At 32.7% G+C, this 25,373-nt stretch carries 23 protein-coding genes and 1 other RNA gene; 6 read left to right on the forward strand and 18 right to left on the reverse strand.

Translation table 11 applies throughout. The annotated features are described in order from the left end of the window. Positions 1-10: 10 nt before the first annotated feature. Positions 11-922 (reverse strand): tRNA (adenosine(37)-N6)-dimethylallyltransferase MiaA, encoded by a 912-nt coding sequence (gene miaA / locus G8C41_RS06295; protein ID WP_166006753.1) that lies wholly within the window; start codon positions 920-922, stop codon positions 11-13. Continuing rightward, positions 915-1,226, reverse strand: coding sequence for a YkvA family protein (locus G8C41_RS06300; protein WP_160543066.1), 312 nt, complete (start codon positions 1,224-1,226; stop codon positions 915-917). The genes miaA and G8C41_RS06300 overlap by 8 nt, the downstream gene beginning before the upstream one ends. A gap of 340 nt (positions 1,227-1,566) precedes the next feature. On the opposite strand from G8C41_RS06300, the gene folE reads away from it, so the two are divergent. From folE to G8C41_RS06325, 4 genes are all read left to right on the forward strand, one after another. Next, positions 1,567-2,235 carry a GTP cyclohydrolase I FolE gene (gene folE, locus G8C41_RS06310; RefSeq protein ID WP_160557882.1) on the forward strand — a complete coding sequence of 223 codons (669 nt, stop codon included), beginning with the start codon at positions 1,567-1,569 and terminating at the stop codon, positions 2,233-2,235. Positions 2,236-2,237: 2 nt separating this feature from the next. After that, a complete protein-coding gene (gene cysS / locus G8C41_RS06315; RefSeq protein WP_160557881.1) occupies positions 2,238-3,716 on the forward strand; it encodes a cysteine--tRNA ligase in 1,479 nt (492 codons plus the stop codon). A gap of 17 nt (positions 3,717-3,733) precedes the next feature. Next, on the forward strand, positions 3,734-4,096 hold the full coding sequence (locus G8C41_RS06320) for a hypothetical protein (RefSeq protein WP_160568213.1): 363 nt from the start codon (positions 3,734-3,736) through the stop codon (positions 4,094-4,096). A gap of 66 nt (positions 4,097-4,162) precedes the next feature. After that, positions 4,163-4,672, forward strand: coding sequence for a TlpA disulfide reductase family protein (locus G8C41_RS06325; RefSeq protein WP_166006755.1), 510 nt, complete (start codon positions 4,163-4,165; stop codon positions 4,670-4,672). Positions 4,673-4,901: 229 nt separating this feature from the next. On the opposite strand, the gene G8C41_RS06330 is transcribed toward G8C41_RS06325, so the two are convergent. From G8C41_RS06330 to G8C41_RS06395, 14 genes are all read right to left on the reverse strand, one after another. Continuing rightward, positions 4,902-6,092 (reverse strand): OprO/OprP family phosphate-selective porin, encoded by a 1,191-nt coding sequence (locus G8C41_RS06330; RefSeq protein ID WP_160568217.1) that lies wholly within the window; start codon positions 6,090-6,092, stop codon positions 4,902-4,904. A gap of 80 nt (positions 6,093-6,172) precedes the next feature. Next, complete coding sequence (pafA, locus tag G8C41_RS06335; protein WP_166006757.1) at positions 6,173-7,846, reverse strand: alkaline phosphatase PafA; 1,674 nt, start codon at positions 7,844-7,846, stop codon at positions 6,173-6,175. Positions 7,847-8,441: 595 nt separating this feature from the next. Beyond that, on the reverse strand, positions 8,442-9,587 hold the full coding sequence (locus G8C41_RS06340) for a thiol-activated cytolysin family protein (RefSeq protein ID WP_166006759.1): 1,146 nt from the start codon (positions 9,585-9,587) through the stop codon (positions 8,442-8,444). Positions 9,588-9,613: 26 nt separating this feature from the next. Then, entirely contained in the window at positions 9,614-10,471 is an 858-nt protein-coding gene (locus G8C41_RS06345; protein WP_166006761.1) for a hypothetical protein, read from the reverse strand. Positions 10,472-11,008: 537 nt separating this feature from the next. Further along, positions 11,009-11,203: a hypothetical protein gene (locus tag G8C41_RS06350; protein ID WP_160568225.1), complete on the reverse strand. Its 195-nt coding sequence runs from the start codon at positions 11,201-11,203 to the stop codon at positions 11,009-11,011. 344 nt (positions 11,204-11,547) lie between these two features. Further along, a complete protein-coding gene (locus tag G8C41_RS06355) occupies positions 11,548-11,748 on the reverse strand; it encodes a hypothetical protein (protein WP_166006763.1) in 201 nt (66 codons plus the stop codon). Positions 11,749-12,323: 575 nt separating this feature from the next. Next, entirely contained in the window at positions 12,324-14,351 is a 2,028-nt protein-coding gene (locus G8C41_RS06360) for a transketolase family protein (RefSeq protein WP_166006765.1), read from the reverse strand. Between the two features lie 184 nt (positions 14,352-14,535). Beyond that, positions 14,536-16,269: a ribulokinase gene (locus G8C41_RS06365; protein WP_221411719.1), complete on the reverse strand. Its 1,734-nt coding sequence runs from the start codon at positions 16,267-16,269 to the stop codon at positions 14,536-14,538. A gap of 10 nt (positions 16,270-16,279) precedes the next feature. Continuing rightward, positions 16,280-17,959, reverse strand: a complete 1,680-nt coding sequence (locus G8C41_RS06370) for a ribulokinase (protein WP_160568231.1) — start codon at positions 17,957-17,959, stop codon at positions 16,280-16,282. A gap of 33 nt (positions 17,960-17,992) precedes the next feature. Then, entirely contained in the window at positions 17,993-18,703 is a 711-nt protein-coding gene (locus G8C41_RS06375; RefSeq protein ID WP_105296958.1) for an L-ribulose-5-phosphate 4-epimerase, read from the reverse strand. A gap of 4 nt (positions 18,704-18,707) precedes the next feature. Beyond that, positions 18,708-19,571 carry an HAD-IIA family hydrolase gene (locus G8C41_RS06380; RefSeq protein WP_105296957.1) on the reverse strand — a complete coding sequence of 288 codons (864 nt, stop codon included), beginning with the start codon at positions 19,569-19,571 and terminating at the stop codon, positions 18,708-18,710. 68 nt (positions 19,572-19,639) lie between these two features. After that, complete coding sequence (locus G8C41_RS06385) at positions 19,640-21,061, reverse strand: sn-glycerol-1-phosphate dehydrogenase (protein ID WP_166006767.1); 1,422 nt, start codon at positions 21,059-21,061, stop codon at positions 19,640-19,642. 51 nt (positions 21,062-21,112) lie between these two features. Continuing rightward, the gene (gene fsa, locus G8C41_RS06390; RefSeq protein ID WP_166006769.1) at positions 21,113-21,763 is read right to left on the reverse strand and encodes a fructose-6-phosphate aldolase; all 651 of its coding nucleotides are present in this window, start codon (positions 21,761-21,763) and stop codon (positions 21,113-21,115) included. A gap of 65 nt (positions 21,764-21,828) precedes the next feature. Continuing rightward, entirely contained in the window at positions 21,829-22,635 is an 807-nt protein-coding gene (locus G8C41_RS06395; protein WP_221411720.1) for an MIP/aquaporin family protein, read from the reverse strand. 334 nt (positions 22,636-22,969) lie between these two features. Here G8C41_RS06395 and G8C41_RS06400 point away from each other — a divergent pair, with 334 nt between their 5' ends. Further along, positions 22,970-23,749 carry a DeoR/GlpR family DNA-binding transcription regulator gene (locus G8C41_RS06400; RefSeq protein WP_105296954.1) on the forward strand — a complete coding sequence of 260 codons (780 nt, stop codon included), beginning with the start codon at positions 22,970-22,972 and terminating at the stop codon, positions 23,747-23,749. Between the two features lie 31 nt (positions 23,750-23,780). Here G8C41_RS06400 and truB read toward each other — a convergent pair whose 3' ends face one another. Beyond that, the gene (gene truB, locus G8C41_RS06405; RefSeq protein ID WP_160568236.1) at positions 23,781-24,455 is read right to left on the reverse strand and encodes a tRNA pseudouridine(55) synthase TruB; all 675 of its coding nucleotides are present in this window, start codon (positions 24,453-24,455) and stop codon (positions 23,781-23,783) included. Between the two features lie 83 nt (positions 24,456-24,538). Between truB and rnpB the strand changes: the two genes are divergently transcribed. Next, an RNA gene (gene rnpB / locus G8C41_RS06410) (RNase P RNA component class A) lies at positions 24,539-24,851 on the forward strand. Between the two features lie 31 nt (positions 24,852-24,882). Here rnpB and tssD read toward each other — a convergent pair. Then, positions 24,883-25,278 (reverse strand): type VI secretion system tube protein TssD, encoded by a 396-nt coding sequence (gene tssD, locus G8C41_RS06415; protein WP_160543050.1) that lies wholly within the window; start codon positions 25,276-25,278, stop codon positions 24,883-24,885. Positions 25,279-25,373 lie beyond the last annotated feature (95 nt).

Consider the following 25,373-nt stretch of genomic DNA (forward strand, 5'->3'; position numbering starts at 1 on the left):
CGTATGATTATTACCTAATCTTTTCCGTAACAAAATCTACAATTTCCTGAGTACTCTGATAATCGAACCAGTTAACTGACTCATCTCTCCTATACCAAGTTAATTGTCTTTTAGCATATCTGCGTGAATTCTTTTTAATTTCATCTATGGCAAATTCTAAGGAAGAATTTCCATCGAGATAGTCAAAAAGTTCTTTATATCCAACGGTCTGTAATGCGTTTTTATGTCTATAAGATTGCAAAGAAATAACTTCTTCTAATAATCCTTTTTTCATCATTAAGTCCACTCGTTTATTTATCCTATCGTAAATAAGATCACGAGAAGCTGTTAAACCGATTTTAACGGATGTAAAATTTCTTTTTTCTACCAGATTTTTTCTAAATGAACTGTAAGGTTTTCCGGTTCCTCTAAAAATTTCCAACGCCCTCATTACTCTCACCGGATTATTATAATCCACTTGAGAATAATATTCGGGATCGTTCTTCTTTAGTTCTTCTTGTAAATAGGATAGTCCCTTTTCCTGTATTTCAACCATTAAATCCTCTCTGACTTTAGAATCTATATCGGGAAAATTATCTAACCCTTCATTAACCGCTTTTTCATATAGACCGGACCCTCCCACCATAATGAGTTGATCATATTTATTAAAAAGCTCGTTTATCTTTCTTAATGCGTCTTTTTCAAAATCGCCAACTGAATAATCTTGAGCAATACTTAAATTTCCTATAAAATGGTGAGGAACTAAAGATAATTCTTCGAATGAAGGAGCAGCAGTTCCAATCTTTAATTCTTTATAGAATTGTCTGCTGTCACAGGATATTATCTCTGTTTTTAAATTTTTAGCCAGTTCAATAGATAAAGCCGTCTTTCCTATTCCTGTAGGCCCTACTATAGACCATAAAATTTTCGAATTTTTATTCAATGACAATAGTATTATGTTTTTGCTTTTCCCATGCTACATACTTATCAACTTCTTTGAATAATTTGGAAAATGCAAAAAAGGCAATAGTTAAATCATCAAGAAAACCTATGCCTACTAAAAAGTCAGGGATGAGGTCAATGGGAGATAATACATAAATAATTAAAAAGGTGAAAATAAAAAGATTTTTAATTCCCGGTTTATATTGCCCCTTTAGAGAAGCCCTTAACATTCTAAATAAAACAGGAATTTTGGAAATAAATGATTTATCTTTAGATACTGCACCTACCAAATGTTTTACTTTCATTTTTTTAACTACTTGATTGATTAGCTAATTTCAATTTCTATTCCAAATATTACTCTCTGCCACATTTGCAATTGACACCTCCTCCGCATTTTTTCTTTTTGGAAAAAAAAGTTTCCCTAAATAATTTAATCAAATACCAGACAGCTACTAGTAAAGTTAAGGCTATAAACGCATATTGAAGATAAATATTCACAACTAGTTAACTATTTAGATTAATTCTATGCGAAGATACAATTTTATTTTAAAATATTCTTTTATAAATGATTATTTGCTTTTCAATATTGTAATGGTTTTCAACTAAAAAAAACTTATTTTTGTAGAAATTTAGATGTTTTTTATTATGTTTAATAAAGAAGACGAAGAACTAGACCATTTCACACATACAGAATATACTCCTATTCGATCGGATGCCTTTGTTTTATCTCCTGAAGAAAAACAAAAAGCGATTCAAGAGCATTTTACTAAAATTATGCATATTCTTGGATTAGATTTGAATGACGATAGTTTAAAAGATACCCCTAAAAGGGTTGCTAAAATGTATGTAAATGAGATTTTTGGAGGACTTCTTCCCGAAAATAAACCGGAAGTGTCTACATTCAAAAATAGTTACAAGTATCGTCAAATGCTGATTGAAAAAGATATTACGGTTTATTCAACTTGTGAACATCACTTCCTGCCTATAATCGGAAGAGCACACGTTGCTTACTTTTCAAATGGAAAAGTTATCGGACTGTCTAAAATTAACCGAATCGTAAATTATTATTCCAGAAGGCCTCAGGTTCAAGAACGGCTCACCAGACAAATTGTTGAAGCTATAAAAGAAGTATTAAATACTAATGATGTGGCTTGTGTGATTGACGCTAAACATTTATGTGTTAATTCGAGAGGCATACAAGATACAGAAAGCAGCACGGTTACGGCTGAATTAAGTGGTTTGTTTTTAAACAATCCTACAACAAGAAAAGAATTTTTACATTATATTGGTATTGACTCCCATTTCAAAATTTAAATATGCGCAGCTATCTGAACAATCAAATAAAATTATATAATTCTTTACACGGTAAAAAAGAAGTATTTACCCCTTTGCATGAAGGTTTTGTAGGAATGTATGTGTGCGGTCCAACAGTATATAACAAAGTGCATTTGGGTAATTGCCGAACTTTTTTATCTTTTGATGTTATCAACAGATACTTGCGTCATTTAGGATATAAAGTAAGATACGTTCGTAATATTACCGATGCCGGACATCTTACCGATGATAATTCTGAAGATAAAATTTCAACGCGGGCTCGCCTGGAAAGAATAGAGCCCATGGAAGTAGTACAAAAATATTCCCTTAATTTTCATAAGGTTTTAGATCTATTTAATATGCTCCCTCCCGATATCGAGCCTACAGCTACCGGCCATATTGTAGAGCAAATAGAGCTAATTAAGAAATTATTGCATAAAGGTCTGGCTTATGAAGTCAACGGGTCTGTTTATTTCGATGTAAATAAATTTGATTTAGAAGGGGGCAACTACGGTGAATTAAGCGGCAGAAAAATAGAAGATATGATTGCCAATACTCGTGATTTAGACGGACAAGGTGAAAAAAGGAATCCTCAAGATTTTGCATTGTGGAAAAATGCGTCTCCTGAACATATCATGAGATGGCCTTCTCCTTGGGGAAACGGATTTCCGGGCTGGCATTTGGAATGTACCGCAATGAGTACCAAATATTTAGGTAAAAAGTTTGATATTCATGGAGGGGGTATGGATCTTAAATTTCCGCATCATGAATGTGAAATTGCTCAAGCTAAAGGATCTTTTGGTGAAGAACCTGTAAATTATTGGGTTCATACGAATATGCTTACCTTAAACGGACAAAAAATGAGTAAATCTACGGGCAATACCATTTTACCTGAAGAATTATTTAGCGGTGAAAATAGTTTTATTGAAAAACCTTTTCATCCGATCATTGTTCGTTTTTTCTTTTTACAAGCTCATTATAGAAGTGTCTTAGATTTATCCAACGATGCTATTATTGCTGCCGAAAAAGGTTATTTCCGCTTAACTTCCGCGATTGAAAAACTCCCACATATTGCTGCTTCTGAAACTTCAAGTTATAACATTCAGGAATGGATTGATACTTGTTATGAAGCATTAAACGATGATTTTAATACTCCGGTATTAATTTCACATTTATTTGATATAGTTAAACTTATAAATAATTTAGATTTAAAAAAAGAAACACTAACTGCTACTGATTTAAAAAAGTTAAATACTGCTATTCATGTTTTCTTCTATGATATTCTAGGATTGGAACTTTTATCTGATACTATGAAAGATACCGGTAAACTGGATCAAGCCATGAAAGTTCTTATTGATTTAAGAAATAAAGCAAGACTTGAGAAGGATTGGGCTCTTTCTGACGAGATCCGTAATCGTTTGTCGGAAGCCGGTATTAATCTTAAAGATGGAAAAGAAGGAACAACTTTTGAAATTGAATAATTAAATGATCACAAAAAATGAAAAAAATCAGTTATTTTACTATTATTTTAGTTCTGTTAGCTTGTTACAGCTGTTCAAAATTAAACAAAAAAGAATCGGCAACTATTATTGCACCTGAAAATGTAATGAATGTTGCTGCTTCAAAAAAAGCTAAGGCAGAAATTACCGGAGAACAAAGCGGTGTATCCATTGCTAACGAAAAAATTAATGTTTGGAATATCGTTTACAGAGATGACAAAGGTAATTTACATTCAACCATTATAAAGAAAATGCCTGAAGATAAAAGTAAGGTGGGTGATTCTTTGTCTATTTATTATGATGAAACTAATCCCATGTCTCTTCCTATTCATGAATCTCAATATGATGAAATGAATAAGTAAGTAACATACTAAATGCAGATATAATTAAATTTGTAAAAGATATGTTACGTCTTTTATAATAAATTTATGATAAAAAAAATATATATCTGCTTGTTTTTACTAGTAATTACGATTATTGGTAAAGCTCAGCCTAAGACCTCGACAGATGTAATCAAGGATATTAAAGTAATCACTTTTTCTGATTTTAAAAATATTATTGAGAAAGAGAATGATAAATTTTTAGTCGTTAACTTTTGGGCTACATGGTGTATGCCTTGCGTTGTTGAAATCCCTTCCTTTATGAAAGTAAATGAAAGGTTTAAGGATAACGTCGGTTATAAAATGATCTTAATAAATTTAAATCCTGTTAAAAATATTGAATTTGTTAAAAAGTTTATACGTAAATATTCCATTTCAACCGAAGTTTATCTTCTAAATGATCTCGAAAATATGGATCAATGGATTCCTGCTATTGATCCACTATGGGAAGGAAGTATACCTGCAACCGTTTTTTATAAAAATGGAAGTAAGGTTTTATTTAAAGAGCAATTACTTATTGAAAAAGATTTAGAATCTATAATTATTGCCAACTTATAAAGTTGGATAAAGCTTAATTCGTTCTCATTATCATAGTAATTGCTTTTTTTGTGGTATTTACTAGTTAGCTTTATACTTTATTTTATACTGATACTATTTTATCTAAAAAATAAATATTTATAGATTGATATGTTTCAAATAATTTTAAATACATTGGAAACCTTCAAGGCTATGATTTTACCATTAATAAATTCAATGACAGTATCATTTGATAGTTTTTAGGAAACTTTTAAAACACAACCATAACCCTTCCTTGAATTAAGTTAATGTTTTCTTTATTGGTTCCATAATTGTTATAAGGTCCTAAATTAATGTAGGAATAATTAACTTTAAAACCTATGTATTTATTTAGATAGTAATTTACTGCTAATGATAAATCACTCATTCTCCCCCCTTTTAAAATTTCCCCATTATAAATCCCATCATTAAGATCTGTATAATCATATCTAATAGCCATTTCCAAAGTATGATCTCCCGGTTTTTTCAATCGTCTGTCCCCTAAATTATATTTATAGGTTTTGTCTCCAAGTATTAAAAAACCCGATTGCACGTAAAAGCCATCGGCGTTATACGAATGATTATTTGCTTTTCTATTGATATGAATCGAATAATATTCGCCTTGCAAAAAAGCAGGTCCGGCAGTCGCTAATAATTCCGTCACCCATCTGTACTGATCTTTAACGTTAGTGATGGTTATGTCTAAGGGTTTCTTTTTTTCAACATTTGTATTTAAATTTCCGGAGTAACTCATAATCCTTTTGGTTTTTTTATTATCATCCAAACCATCACGATTACCGTTTCTATACTCTCCCGATATTCCTATATGAACTAATTTATCATTAGTACTGACAGGATCAACTGAAAATTTACCTACAAAAGCATATCCCTGATTTCCTTCTTTGCTGTTAGTTATTGCATCGCTATCTGTATAAAAGCCACCGCTATAATATATTCTTTTATTCCATTTAACATAGGTAAAACCAAGCTGTCGCCCCGAACCAAAAACTTGTGAACTAGCTGCTGCCGTCATAAATTTTAGCCATGCAGAACTTTCCCAGTTTTCCAACCCGAGTTGCTCTCCGGCATATCCCAACTTAACCCAGGAATTTTCATTAATATTATAAATTAAATGGATGTCTTTGGTATTTACTTTTTTATCGGAAAAACCAAAATCTATTTTTGCATCCCATTTTTTATATCGCATTTTGGAGGTTAATCGCACATCAGATATAGTCATTCCGTTACCCAATGGTGTTTTATCATCAAAATAAACAGCTCCGTCAAAAGCTATTCGACCTCCCATGGTTATTTTTATATTGTCCTCAGTATTCGTTCCTGTTTTTATTTCGAGTGTTTGAGCTTTAACAGAACTAACTAAAACGATAAGAAATAACAGACCAATTAAATTTTTTCTATTCATAATTGCAAGAACTTCAAAATATTTCCTCTGAACATTTTTAGATTGTTTAATTAATTCAGAGGAAATAAACTTAATTAATATTACTTCATTATGTAATCAACGGGTTTACCTATGGCACCGTTAGGCATTTGTATTTTTAATAATGCAGATATGGTAGGAGCAATATCTGTCATATAAACTTCTTCTGTAGTGCTTCCGTGAGGAATTTTCCAGCCCATTAAAATAAAAGGTATGTGCGCATCATCCGGTCCCCAAGTCCCATGCGTACCTCCTTTGGTTGGATCAAAGTATTCAAAATCATAAGATCCTCCATCTAAAATAATCTGTATTTCTCCGGAATATTCTCTGTTATACCCATTAATGATTTTTTCTTTAATATATTGAGGAACTGTTGCTATGGATGCTTTTTTCATATCAACGGCATATAAGACCCCTTCCAGGGTTTGAAGATAATCAATACAGGTTTGTTTAAGATCTTCTAAATTTATTGAGGCTTGTTTGATTGCAGTATAGTTGAAATTTACTTGATAGTTATTAAAACTTCTAACTAAATCGTCTCTTCCGTATTTTGATTTCAAATATTCATTGATTTTCTTTTCGTACGGAGATAATCTTCGAAGTGCACCGGCCATTTTATTGTCATTCATAAAATTTGCATTAGGTATTCCTGCATGATCGGCACTTAAAAAAACCAGGTAATTTCCTTTTCCAACTTTACTGTCTAAATGATTAAATAAATCTGCTAATTCTTGATCCAGTTTTATGTAAGAATCCTCCGTTAATATAGAATTGATTGAATAATGGTGAGCCATTTTATCGGGAGATGAATAACTTATTGCTAAAAAATCGGTATCTCCTGTTTTGTTATTTCCCAAATTCTCATGATCAATCGCCAACTTGGCTATATCTGTCGTGGTTGTGTTTCCATAGGGTGTGTATTGAATCAAGCTTACACCTAATGTTTTCATCATTTGGGAAGTTTTCATTGGAAAGGAAGGAGTTTCATATCCTTTAAATCCTACTTCATATTTACCCAGCATTTTGATATCCGGACTTTGTATGTAAGTTGAAATGGGATACGTTGGATTCCAATCTTTACTTAAATATTTTTCCGGCATATTTTTAGAATTATATTCTTTTAACCATTTCGGTAATTCTTTCATATAGTAGGTACTGGTTATCCATCTTCCGCTTTTTGCATCAAACCAATAGGCTGCATCCGCTGCATGTCCTGCTGGTAATATACTTCCTCTGTCTTTTAAAGAAATACCTATTACTTTTGATCTTGAATTTGTAGCATATTTAAGCTGGTCGGTAACTGTTGATACTTTTAAATTATACGGAGACATTTTCCCTACTTTGTTTTCCGGATCATCCAATCCTACCCCTTTTACTTTGGAGTCTTCTGTGCAATAAATGCTCCTGCCGGTGTTTTGCTCTATATAATCATTTCCTGCAATTCCATGTATGGAAGGAACCGATCCGGTATAAACCGTACTGTGTCCTATGGCTGTAAATGATGGAACATAATTTACCATGCAATTCTCAAATGAAAATCCTTCATTTAAGAGTCTTTTAAAACCTGCATTTCCATATCTGTCATATAATCGATATAGGTAATCCCATCGCATTTGGTCTACAATGATACCAACTACTAACTTGGGCCTTTCTACCTGTGTTCTATTTTGTGCTTCTAATGATCCATATAGGGTCATCAAAGTCAGCAATGTGAGAGTAATTTTTTTTATTTTCATCTGGTGTATATAGTTCAAAAAATTGGTTACAAAATAAAGATAATTTTATATGTATTATGTATTTATTTTATAGAAATTGTAGCTTTAAATTCAATATTTTATCAAGTTTGTTATTATTTAAATTAAATAAACATAGATTATCATGAATTTAATATAATTAAATCTACAAATTGAATCAATTTTTAGAAATTATCGTAATAAACCCTAATCATATTTATTATTTATATCTTGTTTTCAAATATAAAAAAATTTACCAATTAAATTAATAATAAATTTAATTTCAATAAAATTTCTTTTATATGAATTTCAATTCAATTAAAATGATTTAAGCTATAAATTTAATAAAGGTTTTTAAATTATATAATTTATCGGAAAAGATGTTAAAAATAAAGGTTTATCTATGTTGTATCTTTTAAGCAATATGTTTTTTTTAGTTATATAATTATCAATAGATTAAATTGATTAAAGAAAAATGAAGAAAATTTTTCAATAGGCCAATATGCTTTCAATTTAATAAAATGCTTTTTTTTAAAAAAAATTTAGCTTCAATACTCTAAACATTATTGAAGCTAAATTTAAATGCTAATAAATTATTTTATCTGTATTCTTTTTTAACCTCTTCATATGTATTAACAATATCCACTTGAGTATTGTCTTTTAAACGTCGTATGGTGTATGAAATAGGTGCAGATGAAGAAATTGCATTTTCTTCTCCAAATAGCTCCATATAATCCATGAATTGATCATAATTGGTGACAATTTTTGAAGGACCACCCAACACAGAAACCTTTATTTTATTGGAGTTAAACAACTTTTTAAATTCTTCATTCTTTTGATAATTCCCGCCAACAGAAATTCTACCAATTTTAAAGTCTACAGCTCCTTTAACCATATTGCTGGTTTCTTGTGAAGACTTTTTAGTTTCAATCAGCAAATAGGCTACTCGACCATAATCTATACTGCTGATATAAACCGGTTCGTAAGGACCGCTATCTAAAAGACTAATATCTCCTTGTACCCAATTTGACCAGTGCACCGGATCTATACCTGCAGAATATACGGTTTGTCTTAACTTAACCAAGATATAACTTGATGATTTCACATTTGATTTATTATAATCATAGTCAAAAGAAGAATTTGCTATACCGGCAAAACTTGCTTTTATATGCAGATTTATTGTCTTTTTAAAACTTTCCTCCGTTGTAACTTTTTCACTTTCATATGTATAATTTGCCGGAATATATTTAGATGAGAAAAAGGCTGAATTTCCTAATGTTAAGTCCGTCAATGCTTGAAAAACTTCACTACCTTTAGGAACGACATTTTTTTTAATTTCTCTGTTAGATCCATTAATTGTTAGAAACAAGGTAACCGGATTAAATGAATTATGAAGAACTACCGGATCATACTTTCCGTTTAAAAAAGATTCTCCTCTAAGTATGCTTCCCGGATATAAAATTGTTTTTTCAATATTTGCTTCACTCATGAGATCTGCAACCGAAAATTCGTTGTAACGACGCGTAACGATTTCATATTCTTTACGGGGAACACCATCAGCATCTATACTTGTATTCCCTGTAAATTTTGTAGATATTTCCATATCCGGTTCGGAATGAAATTTCACTTCACGCAATCCCCTACTACCGGAAACCGCATCATCGTCGCTACTACAAGAGTTAAACACACTACCAAGGATAAATCCTAAAATCAGAACGGATACTAAATTTTTTTTTAAAGTCATTTCTGTATAGTTTTAGATTATTATTATTAAAGATTATTATTTCCTTCTGTTCCCCAATCATCTTTCCTTCCATAGGATACTACAGGAATATTTTTGTATTCGATATTGGTTATTATCCCATTTACATCTTTTTTGAAAATAATTTTATCAATAGTATTTATTATGTATGCTCTTTTTCCTCCTTCAACTTTTTGAACATCATAAAAATCTCTGTTCTCTTTATTGCGAAAATTAGATTGTTCGAAACTTCGCGAATTATAATATACGTTATAGCTTAGATTCTCAAGATATTTATCATACACTTCATTTCCTGTATCTATATAAAGTTTATGAAATACACCATTTAAAGAATGATGCCAAGTAGACGATTTCCTAAGCCTGATTTCATAATTATATGCAACAATTCTCACAGAGTTAAAAAATAGTTCACTCTTCGAAATCAATTTTTTAGGAATTTCATTATTTTTAGCATTTACAATAAAAGCACAATAGGTATGACTAAAATTACCTGCTTTTTTAATATATAGAGTAAATTTACCTTCGTTTTCAACTGTATAAATATTATCGACCTTTTTATTTTTAAAATATAGATCATAATCTTCTCCTAACAGTTGATGAGAAATAGGACCTCCTGGTTGAGGCATGATAGTAAATGCTTCATCCGGTTTAATAGTGGCACCAGTAATTTTATAAGTTAATACAAGAGAATCTCCTACCTGAAGATTATTCATGGTTGATCCATTGGAAGCTTTGACAAATTTTATTGAAAATGTTGGATTTTCAATTAGGTTTTGATCTGTAGTTAGATTTAAATCATTAGTATCAGAATCGCTGCATGAATATATAATAACCATTAGCAAAAACAAAAGCATTAATTTTTTCATAGCTAGTTTTTATTTTTAATTAATACTGTATTAACGTAGATTTTAATAAATTATTTTACAATTAACTAAAATTTATTTTGTTTTGTTCTATTAACGCAACAAATACTAGATAAATCAATATATATTAAATATTTTGTTATATAATAATTTATATAAAAAAGAGAATTTTAATTTCGCATTAAACATGTGGAAACACTTCCAAACCATAAAATATCAAGGCAAAAATCATAGTTGGATGATAATACGAATATTTACCTTATAACAAAACAAATACTCCTTATTAAAACATTTAGCCTCAATACCACGAAAAGTATTGAAGCTAAAATTTAAACTTGGTGCATAATTGTTGGAGTTCTTTTCTGACTTCTTCGTAATTATTCACGATTTCGACCTTTGTATTGTCTTTCAAACGACGAAAAATATATGAAATTGGTGCAGAAGAGGAAATGATGACATCTTTTCCATATAAATTCATATAATTAATAAATTCGTCATAGGAAATGACTCAATTGGAAGGCCCACCTAACACGGAGACATTCATATTTTTGTATTAAACAGTTTTTTCAATTCTTCATTCTTTAAATAATTCTCTCCTGATGTTAATTTTCCTATCTTGTAATCAACTGCACCTTTTACCATTATACCGGTATTCTTCGCTGACTTATTTGTTTCAATTAATAAATAAGCTACCCTACCATAATCTATATTGCTGATATATACTGGTTCATACAAACCAATTTCCTATGCTTTTATATTACCTTCTACCTAATTCGTCCAATTAACAAGATCTATACCCGCTGAATAAACTGTTTGTCTTAGTTTTTACCAAAAAATAGCTGGATGCTTTTAAAACGGAATTATTATAATAGTAATCAAAAGTGGAATTTACAAGGGATGAAAAATTAGATTTTACATGTAAATTGATAATTTTCTTAAAACTATCAACCGTAGTAACTCTCTCACTATTTTACGTATAATTAGCCGGAATATAATTCTCAGAAAAATAACCGGAATTACAAGTTTTTACTTAGGTTAGAGCTTGTGAAACTTCACTTTCCTTAGGTAAAGCATCTTTTTTAATACTTACTTTGACCCCATTGATCGTAAGATATAATAATAACCGCATTAAAAGAATTCGTTAGGATTAATGGTTCATAGTTTCCGTTAACAAATGACTCTCCTCTTAATAAAGATCCGGGATATAAAATCGCTTTTTCAATTATTGTTCCTTTCATTAAATCCGCTTTTGAAAACTTATCTCCTAAAATTAATTTCATTTTCCTTACGTGGAACATCGTTTTTCATCGATATCTGTTTCACCTGTTAGGCTTTACAGATATCCCCTTATCTAACTTGTTTAGAAATCGTACGGAACAAAAAAATTAATATTATAATCAGCAATATCGTCGCTGCTACATGATTAAAAAATTCTACTAAGAATAAATCCGGAAAGAATACCGGATAATACACACTTTTTAAGATTCATTTTTTATAATTTTAGATTATTTGTTAAAATTACTTTTTTTAATTAATACCTGGTGTCTTGATTAAAAATATCCACATTAAAATCATAACTAAAATTTATATAAACAATAATAAGCACCTAATGTATGTCTTATCATATTAAGATAATCAATATAATTAAAATAACGTAAAAAAGAATATAATTATTTTATATAATATATATTTTAATTTATTTTGTTCTATTATCACACATAAACCCTAATATTTAACTAGTTTACATAAATTATTCTGATTTTTTTATATAGAAAAAAGGAGAATTAAAATATTAATTCTCCTTTCTTGAATTCATAGAGTTAGTATGATTACAACATAGGTACTAATTACCTAATTAACCCAAAATTTCTTTTACCTGTTTATATACATTTTCAGGGGTAAATCCTAATTTTTGATCTAAAACAGCAGCCGGAGCAGAATATCCAAAAGAATTCATTCCCCAGATTTTTCCATTTTCTCCAACCAATCCTTCAAGAGTAACGGGAAGCCCTGCAGTTAATCCGAATTTCTTTTTATTTTTAGGTAAAACCAACTCTTGATAGTCTTTAGGTTGTGATCTGAATAATCCCTCTGATGGTACGGATACAACTCTTGTTTTTATACCGTCTTTTTTTAGTAATTCAGCTCCTTCCACCAGAGTGGAAACTTCTGAACCGGAAGCCAGTAAAATTATTTCATATTCCTCATCTTCCTGTACTATGTAAGCTCCTTTAGAAGTTTGTAAGGATTCATTAAATCGATCTTGTTTAGTCGGTAAATCCTTAATGTTTTGTCTAGACAAAATCAAAGCTGTTGGAGTATGTGTATTCTCCATTGCTAATTTCCAAGAAACAGTTGTTTCCTGAACGTCTGCCGGTCTTAAGACTAGCATGGAATTTTTACCTTTATGGTTTTGCAGTTTTTCCATCAAACGTATTTGTGCTTCTTGCTCCACAGGTTCATGAGTGGGCCCATCCTCTCCCACTCTGAAAGCATCGTGAGTCCAAATGAATTTAACCGGCTGTTCCATTAATGCGGCAACCCTAACTACAGGTTTCATATAATCAGAAAAAACGAAAAAGGTGGCACACGCAGGAATTACACCTCCATGAAGACTCATTCCCACACATAAACAAGCCATAGTAAATTCAGCTACCCCTGCTTGTAAAAATGCACCTGAAAAATCGTTTTTGGTAAATGGACGGGTATGCTTTAAGAAGCCATCCGTTTTATCAGAATTTGACAAGTCGGCAGAAGATACAATCATGTTGTCAACTTGTTTAGCTAAAGTTTCCAACACAGTTGAAGATGCTGCTCTTGTAGCGGCATTAGGTTTTTGTATAATTTCAGACCAATTGATATTTGGTGCAGCACCTGAAAACCATTTTTCCATTTTTGCGGCTAATTCAGGATTTTCTTTTACCCATTGTTCTTTTATTTCTTTTTTATTTTTTACTATTTCTTCTAATTCTTTGGTTCTATTTGCATATAATGCCTGAACTTCAGGAAAAATAATAAATGGATTATTCGGATCACCTCCTAAATTTTCGATGGTTTTTGCTAAGTTACCTCCGGCTTCTCCTAATGGTTGACCGTGTGTGGATACTTTATTTTCAAAGGATTGCCCATTGGCATCCACGGCTCCTTTTCCCATGATAGTATTTCCTATAATAAGAGTAGGTCTGTCATTAACTGCTTTTGCTTCATGTAAGGCTTTACGTATTTCTGAAGGATCATTTCCTTTTATAGTAATTACTTTCCAACCCCAGGCTTCATATTTTGCTGCTACATTTTCTTGATTAACTTCTTTTACTTGAGTAGAGAGTTGTATTCCGTTGGAATCATAAAACATAATCAGATTATCCAACCCTAAATGTCCGGCTATCCTTCCTGCTCCTTGAGATACTTCTTCTTGAATCCCTCCGTCTGAAATAAAGGCATAGATGGTTTGATTCATTAAATTTCCTAATCGAGCTTTCAAAAACTTTGCAGCTATTGCCGCTCCCACAGCATAAGCATGACCTTGTCCTAAAGGTCCGGATGTATTTTCAACTCCTCTTTCAACATCTAACTCAGGATGCCCCGGAGTAACACTTCCCCATTGACGAAAATTTTTAAGGTCATCCATAGAGTATTTTCCGGCCAATGCCAAAACTGAATATAACATGGGCGACATATGTCCCGGGTCCATAAAAAATCGGTCTCTTCCTTCCCATCTGGGATTTTTGGGATCATATTCCAAAAACTCCGAATATAATATATTAATGAAATCAGCACCCCCCATGGCTCCTCCAGGATGGCCTGATTTTGCTTTTTCTACCATTGATGCAGCTAATATTCTAATATTGTCTGCTGCTCTATTTAATGTTTTAATATCAGTCATTGTACTTTATAAAATTTTGGATTTCAAATTTACGCTTTAATTGCACTTACTTCAATTATTCAGAGCAATATTGTGAAAAATTTGATTATTGAATTATTATTATTCTTTTATATAATTTTTTAAGGGTGAGTTCTGTCTCTATATGCTCATAGAGACAGATCCTCCAATACCCTTGAAAACTAATTTATATGATCTCTTTGATATTTTCTAAACTCAAATATTTATTAAATTCCTGATTATAATGTTTATTATATTCTTGGTTAGGATAATAGATATTTGAAATTTCCATTCCCATTTTACTCTGTGCTTCGGGTAAATTTTTATATACTCCCGCAACTACAGCAGCACACATGGCAACTCCCAAAGCGCACGCCTCACGGGTTGCAATAACTTTAATAGGCATTCCAATAACATCCGACATGACTTGCATTACGTATGGTGATTTTTGAGATATTCCCCCAACGGCAATAATTTCTTTAAGTTTTATTCCGTTGTCAATAAAACGGTCAATAATATTTTTAGCCCCGTAAGCAGTTGCTTCCACTAAAGATTTATAAACTAAAGGAGCTACACTGGATAAAGCTATTCCTGTTATCGTTCCTTTTAATTCATAATCTACATTAGGAGATCTTCTGCCATTAATCCAATCGGTAGATACAATCTGACTGTCTTTGGGAGGAATGATTTTCGCTTGTCTGGCCAAATTAGGAATCATTTCAGCATATACTTCATCTCTTAAACTTTGCCGTGTCTCCGGATCTCCAATATTCGATTTTAGCATTATGTTATCTAAAGGCCACATTAACAATCTCTTAAACCAGGCATATAAATCTCCAAAAGCCGATTGACCTGCTTCAAATCCTACCATACCGGGAAGAATAATGTCATCTGCTTGTTGAGGAATTCCCGGAACTAATTTATTTCCTAAACTCTTAGGCCCTACGGTAATGGCACAGGTAGAAGTTCCCACAATTTCCACCATAGCTTTATCTTTTACTCCCGCACCAACTGCACCTGCATGACAATCTAAATTACCAACGGCAATAAGTACATGTTCCGGAAGACCTAATTTATTAGCCCACTCTTTGGTGATCGTTCCCGCGACTTGATCGCAAGTATATGCTTCTTTGTTAAATGTATCTACTAAGCCATCTAAAGACGAATCCAATGATTTAAAGAATTCATTAGGAGGATATCCTCCCCATTCTTTATTCCACATCACCCGAGATCCGGCTATGCCCATTCCTCTTTTGATCTCTTCGGGCTTAGTTAACCCACAAAGTATGGCAGGCAACCAATCACTGGACTCGACGAAAGAATAGGCGGCTTGTCTTATTTCGCGGATCTTAAATATATGTAATGCTTTGGTCCAAAAGTGTTCTGTGGAATAATCTCCACAACCGGCAGACTTAGTATAGTCTATATGCCATTTTTTCGCAAAGTCATTCAGATATTCATTTTCTTTTTGTCCTGTATGATCTTTCCATAAAATAAACATGGCATCAGGATTTTCGGCAAATTCAGGCAACAAAGACAACGGGGTACCTTCTTTATTTACCGCTACCGGGGTTGAACCGGTCATATCCGTACTGATGGCTTTCACGCGAGCGGCTGCTCCCGGCACTTTATATAAAACATCTTTAACGATATATTCGAGAACTTCAAGATAATCTAAAGGGTGTTGTCTAAATTGGGTCTTTACGGGATTACAATATAATCCTTTTTTCCATCTTGGATATTCTTTGATTGATAAGGCTAATTCTTTTCCGGTTTCTGCATCCATTAAAATTGCTCTTCCGGAATCAGTACCATAATCTAATCCTATTACTAAATTATTGGATAATTGCATTTTTTTGGGTTTAGTTTTAAGTTTTGTTTGATTGGAGACGGCGATCATTATTTTTTTACTATCCTCCATCTCCGAAATATTATGGTTTTCCGGTTAGCTCTTTTACTTTTTCTAACCGTTTGTATTTTTCATATTCAACATTGTAATGTTGGTGATTTTGTTCGTTAGGATAGTAAATTGTTGAAATTCCCATTCCCATTTTTTCTTGAGCATGTTCCAATTTAGAATAAATTCCGGCGGTTACAGCTGCACACATCGCCACTCCTAAGGCACATGCTTCTCTGGTTGCGATAACTTTTATAGGCTTGCCTAAAACATCTGATAAAATTTGCATTACATAAGGAGACTTTTGAGAAATTCCTCCTACTGCGATAATTTCCTCTATTTCAATTCCATTGTTTATAAATTGTTCTACAATGGCCCTTGACCCGTATGCGGTTGCTTCTACTATGGATTTATACAGTAAAGGAGTACTGCTGGATAATGCCAACCCTGTGATAGTACCTTTCAATTCATAATCAACATTGGGCGTCCTTCTTCCATTTATCCAGTCAGTGGCTATAATATGGCTGTCTTTTGCCGGTATGAGCTTTGCTTGTCTGGCCAATTCAGGAATCATTTTATCATAAACTTCCTGAATTACCTTATCTTTGGTTTCTTTATCTATATATTCGATTTTTGCAAATATTTCCCTCAACGGCCACATTAAAACCCTTTTAAACCAAGCATAATAATCCCCGTAAACGGATTGTCCTGCTTCGTAACCTACCATTCCGGGAATTATGGAATCATCTGCCTGACCGGATATCCCCGGAATTAACGGATTATTTTCACTTTTAGGTCCTACAATAATATCGCATGTGGATGTCCCGATAATTTGAACAATAGCTTTATTTTTTACTCCTGCTCCAATTCCTCCTGCATGAGCATCAATATTTCCGGCAGCTACTTTAACTGCTGTGGTTAATCCTAATCGGTTAGCCCATTCTTCTGATAAATTTCCTATCGTTTCTACACAGGTATACACTTTTTTTGAAAAGGTGTCTACAATTCCATCTAAAACGGGATCTAATTCTTTAAAGAATTCATTAGGTGGATATCCTCCCCATTCTTTATTCCACAACACTTTAAATCCGGCTGTACATATGTTTCTTTTCAAGTCTTCCGGTTTTTTTAGCCCTATAATTAAATTGGAGAGCCAATCACAGGCATCTACAAAAGAATGCCCGATTTCTTTTATTTTGGGATCTTTTCTGAATATGTGAAGAGCTTTAGCCCAAAAATGTTCTGCAGAGTAATTTCCACCTCCTCCTGAATATCGGGTATAATCGGTATGCCATTTTTTGGAAAATTCGTTGATATGTTCGCAATCTTTTATTCCTGTATGATCTTTCCATAAGATAAACATCCCGTTGGGATCATCTAAAAAGTCTTCTCGTAATGCTAAGGGTGTACCTTCTTTATCTACTACTACCGGAGTAGAGCAGGTAACATCTATTGCTAATGCTTTAACTCTTTCTTTTGCTACCGGAACTGTACTGACTACTTCATTAATTATATATTCTAATACTTCAACATAGTCTAAGGGATGGTGCCTGAATTGGTAATTTACCGGATCGCAGTACATACCTTTTTTCCATCTCGGATATTCTTTTACTGAGAGTGCTAATTCTTCGCCGGTTTCAGCATCCATTAATATGGCTCTTGCTGAATCAGTTCCGTAATCAACACCGATTACTAAATTGTTTGAAATGCTCATCATTTTTTTGTTTATTCAGTTGGTTTATAGTAATTATTTGTTTTTTTCTTGTCCATAATAAGCATTCGCTCCATGTTTTCTTTCGTAATGTTTATGGATCAATGCTTCTTTCAATCTTGGGGCTTGGGGATTTATTTGCCTTGTTAAATAAGCCATTTTAGCTACATTTTCTAACACCGCACTGTTGTAAACTGCTTTTTCAGCTGTTTTACCCCAGGTGAAGGGCGCATGGCTTCCTACCAATACCATTTCCATTTCTTTATGACTTAATTTTTTTTCTTTAAGAATATTGAGAATCTGGAAACCTGTTTGGTATTCATAGTCTCCTTGGATCATCTCATCACTCATAGGCGGAGCACAAGGTATATCAGAAATGGTATGATCTGCATGGGTTGTACCGAATATGGGGATATCCAATAAAGATTGCGCCCAAGCGGTAGCATAGGTGCTGTGCGTGTGTACAATTGAGTTAACGTCTTTCCAATGCTTGTATAAAACGGCATGAGTGGGTGTGTCTGATGATGGTCTAAGTTTACCTTCGACCACTTTACCGTCAAAATCAACCAGCACCATGTCATCGACCTTTAACTTTTCATAGGGCACTCCGCTAGGTTTAATAGCAAAAACTCCTTGATTGTGATCTGCGACACTTACGTTACCCCAAGTAAATAAAACTAAATTCAATTGGGGTAATAATTTATTTCCTTCGAATGCTTCTTCTTTTATTTGAGCATATTTTTTCATAGCTTTATTTTATATGTGAATATTCTATCAGGTTGCCTAATACCTCTATACTCGGCAAGACAATATCCAATTCAGGATCAGCTTTTTCTGCATCTTCCAAGGTAGCTTCTCCGGTTAGTACCAATACTCCGAAAGCTCCTGCATTATGAGCCATCATCATATCTGTGTAAATGCGATCTCCTACCATAGCCACTTCATCCGGCTTTAAATTTTTCGCTGACAATATGCCGTCTAACATTTCTTTTTGTGGTTTACCCAACACTATATCCGGTTTTCTTCCCGTAGCGGTTTCTATAGATGAACATATGGAAGCACAATCAACTAAAACAACCGGTTTGTCGGTCGGACAAACTTTATCGGGATTGGTTGCTATATAAATTTTTCCTTGTTTCGCCCACCAAGCTGCTCTGCATAATCTTTCATAATTTAAAGTCATATCAAAAGCAACAATTAATGCATCGGGCTCATCTTGTGCTGAGTCTTCAGTAGATATATATCCTGCTTTATTGAATTGTTTAATCATACTGGGGGTTCCCAATATGAATAATTTTTTTATTTGGGGATGTTTGGCTTTTAAATAATCTATGGTTGCTACTGCGGATGAGTACATTTCTTCTTCTGAAGCATCAATTCCTAATCCTTCTAATTTTTGCAGGTAGTCTGAAATACTTTTAGACGGATTATTGGTAAGAAATGAATAGCTTATGCCTAATCTTTTAAGCTGATTTAAAAAGCTTACTGTATAGGGGAATAGGGTTGAGCCATTGTAAATAGTTCCATCCATATCAAGAGCTACATGCTTCAGCTTTTTTACTTTTTCTAAAAGAACATTTGAAGTCTTTTTTATATCTGTGATATAATTATTCATACAATTTATATTTAAAAGATATAAAGGATAAACATGTAATTTTTCTATTACATGAATATCCTTTTAATTTATTTTCCTTTTAATGCTCCTTTTTCGCTGAATAATTCTTCAATCCATTGATCAAAATATCCTGCTCTGTAAGCAAAGTCTAAAATTGTATATCTGCTTCGGATTTTATGTGCTCTGTAAAAACTATCTTTGAGTCTTTTTCTGGTAATACCGATTTCTTCCGGTTCAACAGGTGCTCCTACGGCTGCCAATCGTTTTTTTGTTTCCTCAAAAGGTATAACTTGATTTCTTAGTTTTTCTTTTAATTGCGGCCAATTCTTTTTAATTTTATTTAACTGCTCCCTTAATTCCTCTTTGGTAACGTATTTATCTGTAGTTTGGGCAACAGCAAAGGGATGTATTTCTGTCCCTGCAAACATTTCGTCTATCTCTTTTAATTGAGCTTCCAGGGTCGGCCATTTTTCAACTGCCGCTTCAACATCAAGCCGATCTATAGATTCTTTTAACATTACTTCATACAAAGCGGTAATTGCCAATGTGCCAATGCCTACTTTAAATCCATGAGAAGGGGCTTGTTCATCTTGATTAGGATATAAACCGAATTTTTTAGCCATTTCTCCTTTGAAGGTGTGATGCTCCATATCCCAAAGATGGCTGAATTGATGTTCTGAACCGGATGCCGGACGGCTTACCCCTGCCCCCCATGATTCCATGGATTGCATGGCGAAACCGCCTAGCATTAATCCTTCTGTTAATAATTCAATAGCTTTTGGATTTCCATTTTTTGCTCCTGTCGGATCTTGCAATGCCTCAGCCAGTCCATCTTGTACTATATTCCATGCACTAGTCATGGGCTCAATACCTTTTTTAGGATGATTGGGATCGGCTAATTCTGCAGCTAAAATCCAATCTGCTCCGGATACTACTTTAGCATATAAATCGGCATATCCGGAAGCGGTCATCAAAGGGGGAGCATCAGCAATAATATCAATATCAGCTACTAAAGCTTTAGGTGCTTCACAGGCATGAGTGATTTTTGCTCCTTTGTTGGTTATGGATGCTCCTGCCGAAGAATATCCATCCATGGATGCGGCAGTAGCAACACACATATACGGTCGTTTTAGTTCGGAACTTGCTCGTTTCGTAAGATCGTTTATAACTCCTGAACCAACCGCAATAGGTGTTACGGCTTTATCTTTTAAATAATCTCTTATTTTCTCTACAAATATATAATCTGCATATAAATTAGGATCATCTAAAATATACGGTTCTTCTCCTTCCAATCCGGCTTTTTGTAATGCTTCATGAACTTTTTTTCCTGCTACTCTATAGGTATTAGGATCTGCTATAATAATTGCTTTTTTTCCGGGAAATTGTTCCTTAAATATTTGCGGTACATCCTTTAAGATATTGGATTCTATTTCTAGAAACTTTGTTTCAGTAGCTTGTTTTAAAGCTGATTTAATGCTTTCTTTAGACATTTTATTTTTTATTTTTTGTGGTTTGTGATTGATATGGTCTCTTATTAAGTTTTAAAGTTTTTTAGAGTCTTCTAAAAACTTGGCTAATCCAATATCTGTTAATGGGTGTTTTAGTAAATCAAGTATGGGAGCTAAAGGAGAAGTAATCACATCTGCTCCTATTTTCGCACAATTGATAATGTGCATGGAAGATCGTATGGATGCGGCTAGTATTTGGGTAGAATAACCGTAGTTATCGTATATTTCTCTTATTTCAGCTATCAGGTTTAAACTGTCTGTTGATATATCATCTAATCTTCCTATAAAGGGAGATACATAGGTAGCTCCTGCTTTTGCCGCAAGAAGTGCCTGACCGGGTGAGAAAACTAAGGTACAATTAGTTTTAATTCCTTTACTTGAAAAATATTTAATGGCTCTTATCCCATCATGGATCATAGGAACTTTAACAGTTATTTGCTTATCAATTTCTGCTAATTCTTTTCCTTCTTTAATGATTCCTTCGTAATCGGTTGAAAGTACTTCTGCACTTACATCTCCATTTACGATTTCACATATTGCTTTATAATGAGCATATATGCTGTCCTTTCCGGTTATTCCAACTTTTGCCATAATGGAGGGATTTGTGGTAACTCCATCAAGAACTCCTAGATCCTGAGCTTTTTTAATTTGCTCTAAATCTGCTGTATCAATGAAAAATTTCATTTTTTTATTTTTTATGGTTTTATAATTGATTTGATTGTTTTAAAACATATTGTCAGGTTTTTATTTTAATTAAAATAATCTTTAACTAATAAGTACAGTCCTGCAGCAAGTAATCCCCCTACTATTGGAGCAATGGAAGCGTACACAACTCCATATCCCCAATCACTATCTCCTTTGCCTTTTAAAGGGAGGATTTGATGAACTAATCTAGGCATTAGATCTCTGGCAGGGTTTAAAGACCATCCGGTAACCCCTCCGTAAGCCATACCGATTGCAAATATCATAAATCCGGCAGGTAATGCTCCTAAAGATCCAAATCCTACCATCGAATGAGTAAATTGAGGAATACCTGTTGAATTTTCAATAATTACTCCTCCGTGATTAGCACTCATGGATAGTCCTATAAATACTAAGAAAAAAGTACCTATTGCTTCAGCCGAGAAATTCTGAATTGAGTTATTTTTTCTAATAGATGCATTGGTTGCAAAAACGCTTAAAAGTTTACTTGAATCTGAGGAAGTAGCAGTTAAATGACCTCTATATACAAAAGAAACAAGTAGAGCCCCTAAAAAACAACCGATAAATTGTGCTATTATATACGGAAGAACAAATTTAGGATCTAAAACTCCTGCAGCCCATTGTGCTATGGTAACTGCCGGATTGAAATGCCCACCCGTATCAAATGGTGAAGAAATAATTACCGACATAGCTACAGCAAAACCCCAGCCAAGTGGCCCGCTTAATGCTGCCTTATTACCTTCTCCGTATGATTTGTCTAAGGTAAGATTCATGCTAATCCCACATCCTAAGGCAATTAATGAAAAAGAACCTAGTAATTCTCCTATAAATTTTGTTGCAATGACTGAATCCATAATCTTTAATTTAGTTTTGATTTGTAATTTTATTTTTTTGAGCTTCGTGTTTTATATAATTAAAACGTAACAAATGTATTTACTAAATCGAAACTAAACAATAATAAAACAAAATTTTTTTTTATAAATATTAAAATAATTTTAGTATAAAAATAGGTTAAATAGAATTAACTTATTATCTTTGTTATTGATTGACAATTATTTATATATTAATTTAATTATTTTCAATATCGAAACTAATTATGTTACATTCTTCTGACAATTCAAATATTTTCGTAAATTTGAATCATAAAGTATTACATTTAATTTCATCCATGTCATTATATATCTACCTATGAAGAACAATAACATAAATAATATAAGACAACAGGAAATTTTAGAAGAATTAAATTTCAATCATTATGTTTCTGTAACTGAATTATGTAAAAAATTAAATGTGTCTGCCGTTACCATTAGAAAAGATTTGACTCATCTGGAGAAGATCGGTAAATTATACAGAACCCACGGCGGAGCAACTCGAGAATCTTTTATTGTTAAGGAAAGACATGTTAATAAAAAGGAAACGCTACAGGTTGAAGAGAAATCAAAAATAGCCAAAGCGGCTCTTAATTTTATTGAAGATAATGATTTTATTACGATTTCATCAGGAACTACCACACAGATGGTTGCTCAGGTAATTGAAAATAATTATACTAAGTTAACCATTCTTACCTCTTCTTTAAAATCGGCTATGCTATTATACGGTAATCCAAATTTTGATGTAATACAACTGGGAGGAGACGTTCGAACTAAGTCCGGGTCTGTTATGGGGCCTTATGCGGAATTAATGATCAGTAATTATTCTTGCAGTAAACTTTTTATTGGCGGCGATGGGGTCGATTTTGATTTTGGACTTTCTACTTCAAGTACTATGGAGGCTAAAATGAATCAATTGATGATTCAAAATTCCGAAAAGGTTATTGTTTTAGCAGATTCTACTAAAATTAGTAAAAGGGGATTTGGTAAAATAACTGATTTGGATAAAATACATGTCTTAATTACCGATGAAGGCATTAAAAAAAGAGATGTTGAAAGATTCGAAGATTTAGGTATTGAAGTTGTTATTGCACGATAAAATAAATCGACTTTACTATCAAAAAGTTAAGTTAAGTTATTATGGAATTATCTGAATCTTTGACATCATAATCTCCAATTTTCTCTCTTCGCAATTTAGTCAAATACCCTCCAACTCCTAAGCTTTGTCCAAAATCGTGAGCTAATGAACGGATATAGGTCCCTTTACTGCAATGGACTAAAAATTCCACATAAGGCAGATTAATGTTAGTGATTTTAAAATCGTAAATGGAAATTTCACGAGAGGGAACTTCAATAGCTATTCCTTTCCTTGCAAATTCATACAATCTTTTCCCATCTTTTTTTAAAGCAGAAAATACCGGAGGTTTTTGACTAATGGATTCCCCTATGAAATCCTGTACTGCCTCTTCAATATCTTTAATTTTTAAATGATTGTATTCTTTGGGATTAAACTCTTCTGTTTCTAGGTCATAGGAAGGAGTTTCTACTCCTAATTTAATTTCTCCGGAATAGATCTTGGATGCATCTTGAATTTGTTGTATTTGTTTGGTTGCTTTACCAACGCATACAATTAATAAACCGGTTGCTTTGGGATCTAATGTTCCCGCATGACCTACTTTGATTTTCTTTAAATTAAATTGCTTTTTTATTTTCCATTTAATTTTATTTACTATATCAAATGAAGTCCAATCTAACGGCTTATCTATTAAAAATATTTTACCTTCCAGTAATTCGTCTAAATCCATTCATTCCTAAATTTAAAAGCAAATATAAACAACTAATATTTTAAGTCCATTTTTGAATATTGAAAAATATCGTAATTTTGTAAAAAGCAAATCAACCTTGTTGCTTCTATTTTTTATAGAAGAGGAAAGTCCGGACACCAAAGGATATCACAGCGGGTAATGCCCGTCCATCGTAAGATGAGGACCAGTGCAACAGAAAGGAAGTACAGTTCGGCTGTAGTGAAATCAGGTAAACTCTGTGAGGTGCAATGCTATGTATACCGGATTGATAAGGGCTATCCGTCCGATGCCGGGGGGTAAGCAGATTGAAATAAGGAGTAATTCTTATTCTAGATAAATAACAAGGCTTTTCAGTAATGAAAATGACAAAATCCGGCTTATTGATTTGCTTTTTTTTATTTGTATATGTATAAAATAAGCATGGATTTTATCCTATCCATTCATTGACATGTTCCCCTAATCCCATACTTATAGCCTTTGCTGATATGGTAAATGTTTCTGTAATCGAGGATCTACCTAATCCTAAGGAATCAAATTTTTCTTTATATTTTACTACATAACCGTCTGTAAAATTTAATTCTTTTAAGGGGGTGTTAGAATCCTTTTTTGTAAAGACTACTTTGCCATTTTTCTTTTCATAGCTATTAGTCATCCATTCAAAAAAACGAGTTTCATTAGTTGATCTTAGAGTTATCTCAATTCTTCCTCCTCTAATTTGTGCTGATGGTCGCCCGGTTGGATCTGTTTCTTGCGCTAATGAATAATTTACATTTATAATATTATATTTTCTTCCGGCTACCTCTAATCGTGCTCTAAATGACATAATAATAATGATTTTTAGTGAATTTTTCAAATTTTACAAATTTACGTATTTGAAAGTAGATAGTATTTTTACATTAGTTAAATGCTTGTTAAAAA

It is taken from the genome of Apibacter sp. B3706, assembly GCF_011082725.1.
In the GTDB taxonomy this organism is placed as follows: Bacteria; Bacteroidota; Bacteroidia; order Flavobacteriales; family Weeksellaceae; genus Apibacter.

What these genes read in the sequence shown, in the direction of transcription:
- G8C41_RS06300 (WP_160543066.1), bottom strand. Translation starts at nt 1,226, where the DNA reads ATGAAAGTAAAACATTTGGTAGGTGCAGTATCTAAAGATAAATCATTT.
- folE (WP_160557882.1), top strand. Translation starts at nt 1,567, where the DNA reads ATGTTTAATAAAGAAGACGAAGAACTAGACCATTTCACACATACAGAA.
- cysS (WP_160557881.1), top strand. Translation starts at nt 2,238, where the DNA reads ATGCGCAGCTATCTGAACAATCAAATAAAATTATATAATTCTTTACAC.
- G8C41_RS06320 (WP_160568213.1), top strand. Translation starts at nt 3,734, where the DNA reads ATGAAAAAAATCAGTTATTTTACTATTATTTTAGTTCTGTTAGCTTGT.
- G8C41_RS06325 (WP_166006755.1), top strand. Translation starts at nt 4,163, where the DNA reads ATGATAAAAAAAATATATATCTGCTTGTTTTTACTAGTAATTACGATT.
- G8C41_RS06330 (WP_160568217.1), bottom strand. Translation starts at nt 6,092, where the DNA reads ATGAATAGAAAAAATTTAATTGGTCTGTTATTTCTTATCGTTTTAGTT.
- pafA (WP_166006757.1), bottom strand. Translation starts at nt 7,846, where the DNA reads ATGAAAATAAAAAAAATTACTCTCACATTGCTGACTTTGATGACCCTA.
- G8C41_RS06340 (WP_166006759.1), bottom strand. Translation starts at nt 9,587, where the DNA reads ATGACTTTAAAAAAAAATTTAGTATCCGTTCTGATTTTAGGATTTATC.
- G8C41_RS06345 (WP_166006761.1), bottom strand. Translation starts at nt 10,471, where the DNA reads ATGAAAAAATTAATGCTTTTGTTTTTGCTAATGGTTATTATATATTCA.
- G8C41_RS06355 (WP_166006763.1), bottom strand. Translation starts at nt 11,748, where the DNA reads ATGAAATTAATTTTAGGAGATAAGTTTTCAAAAGCGGATTTAATGAAA.
- G8C41_RS06360 (WP_166006765.1), bottom strand. Translation starts at nt 14,351, where the DNA reads ATGACTGATATTAAAACATTAAATAGAGCAGCAGACAATATTAGAATA.
- G8C41_RS06365 (WP_221411719.1), bottom strand. Translation starts at nt 16,269, where the DNA reads ATGGAGGATAGTAAAAAAATAATGATCGCCGTCTCCAATCAAACAAAA.
- G8C41_RS06370 (WP_160568231.1), bottom strand. Translation starts at nt 17,959, where the DNA reads ATGAGCATTTCAAACAATTTAGTAATCGGTGTTGATTACGGAACTGAT.
- G8C41_RS06375 (WP_105296958.1), bottom strand. Translation starts at nt 18,703, where the DNA reads ATGAAAAAATATGCTCAAATAAAAGAAGAAGCATTCGAAGGAAATAAA.
- G8C41_RS06380 (WP_105296957.1), bottom strand. Translation starts at nt 19,571, where the DNA reads ATGAATAATTATATCACAGATATAAAAAAGACTTCAAATGTTCTTTTA.
- G8C41_RS06385 (WP_166006767.1), bottom strand. Translation starts at nt 21,061, where the DNA reads ATGTCTAAAGAAAGCATTAAATCAGCTTTAAAACAAGCTACTGAAACA.
- fsa (WP_166006769.1), bottom strand. Translation starts at nt 21,763, where the DNA reads ATGAAATTTTTCATTGATACAGCAGATTTAGAGCAAATTAAAAAAGCT.
- G8C41_RS06395 (WP_221411720.1), bottom strand. Translation starts at nt 22,635, where the DNA reads ATGGATTCAGTCATTGCAACAAAATTTATAGGAGAATTACTAGGTTCT.
- G8C41_RS06400 (WP_105296954.1), top strand. Translation starts at nt 22,970, where the DNA reads ATGAAGAACAATAACATAAATAATATAAGACAACAGGAAATTTTAGAA.
- truB (WP_160568236.1), bottom strand. Translation starts at nt 24,455, where the DNA reads ATGGATTTAGACGAATTACTGGAAGGTAAAATATTTTTAATAGATAAG.
- tssD (WP_160543050.1), bottom strand. Translation starts at nt 25,278, where the DNA reads ATGTCATTTAGAGCACGATTAGAGGTAGCCGGAAGAAAATATAATATT.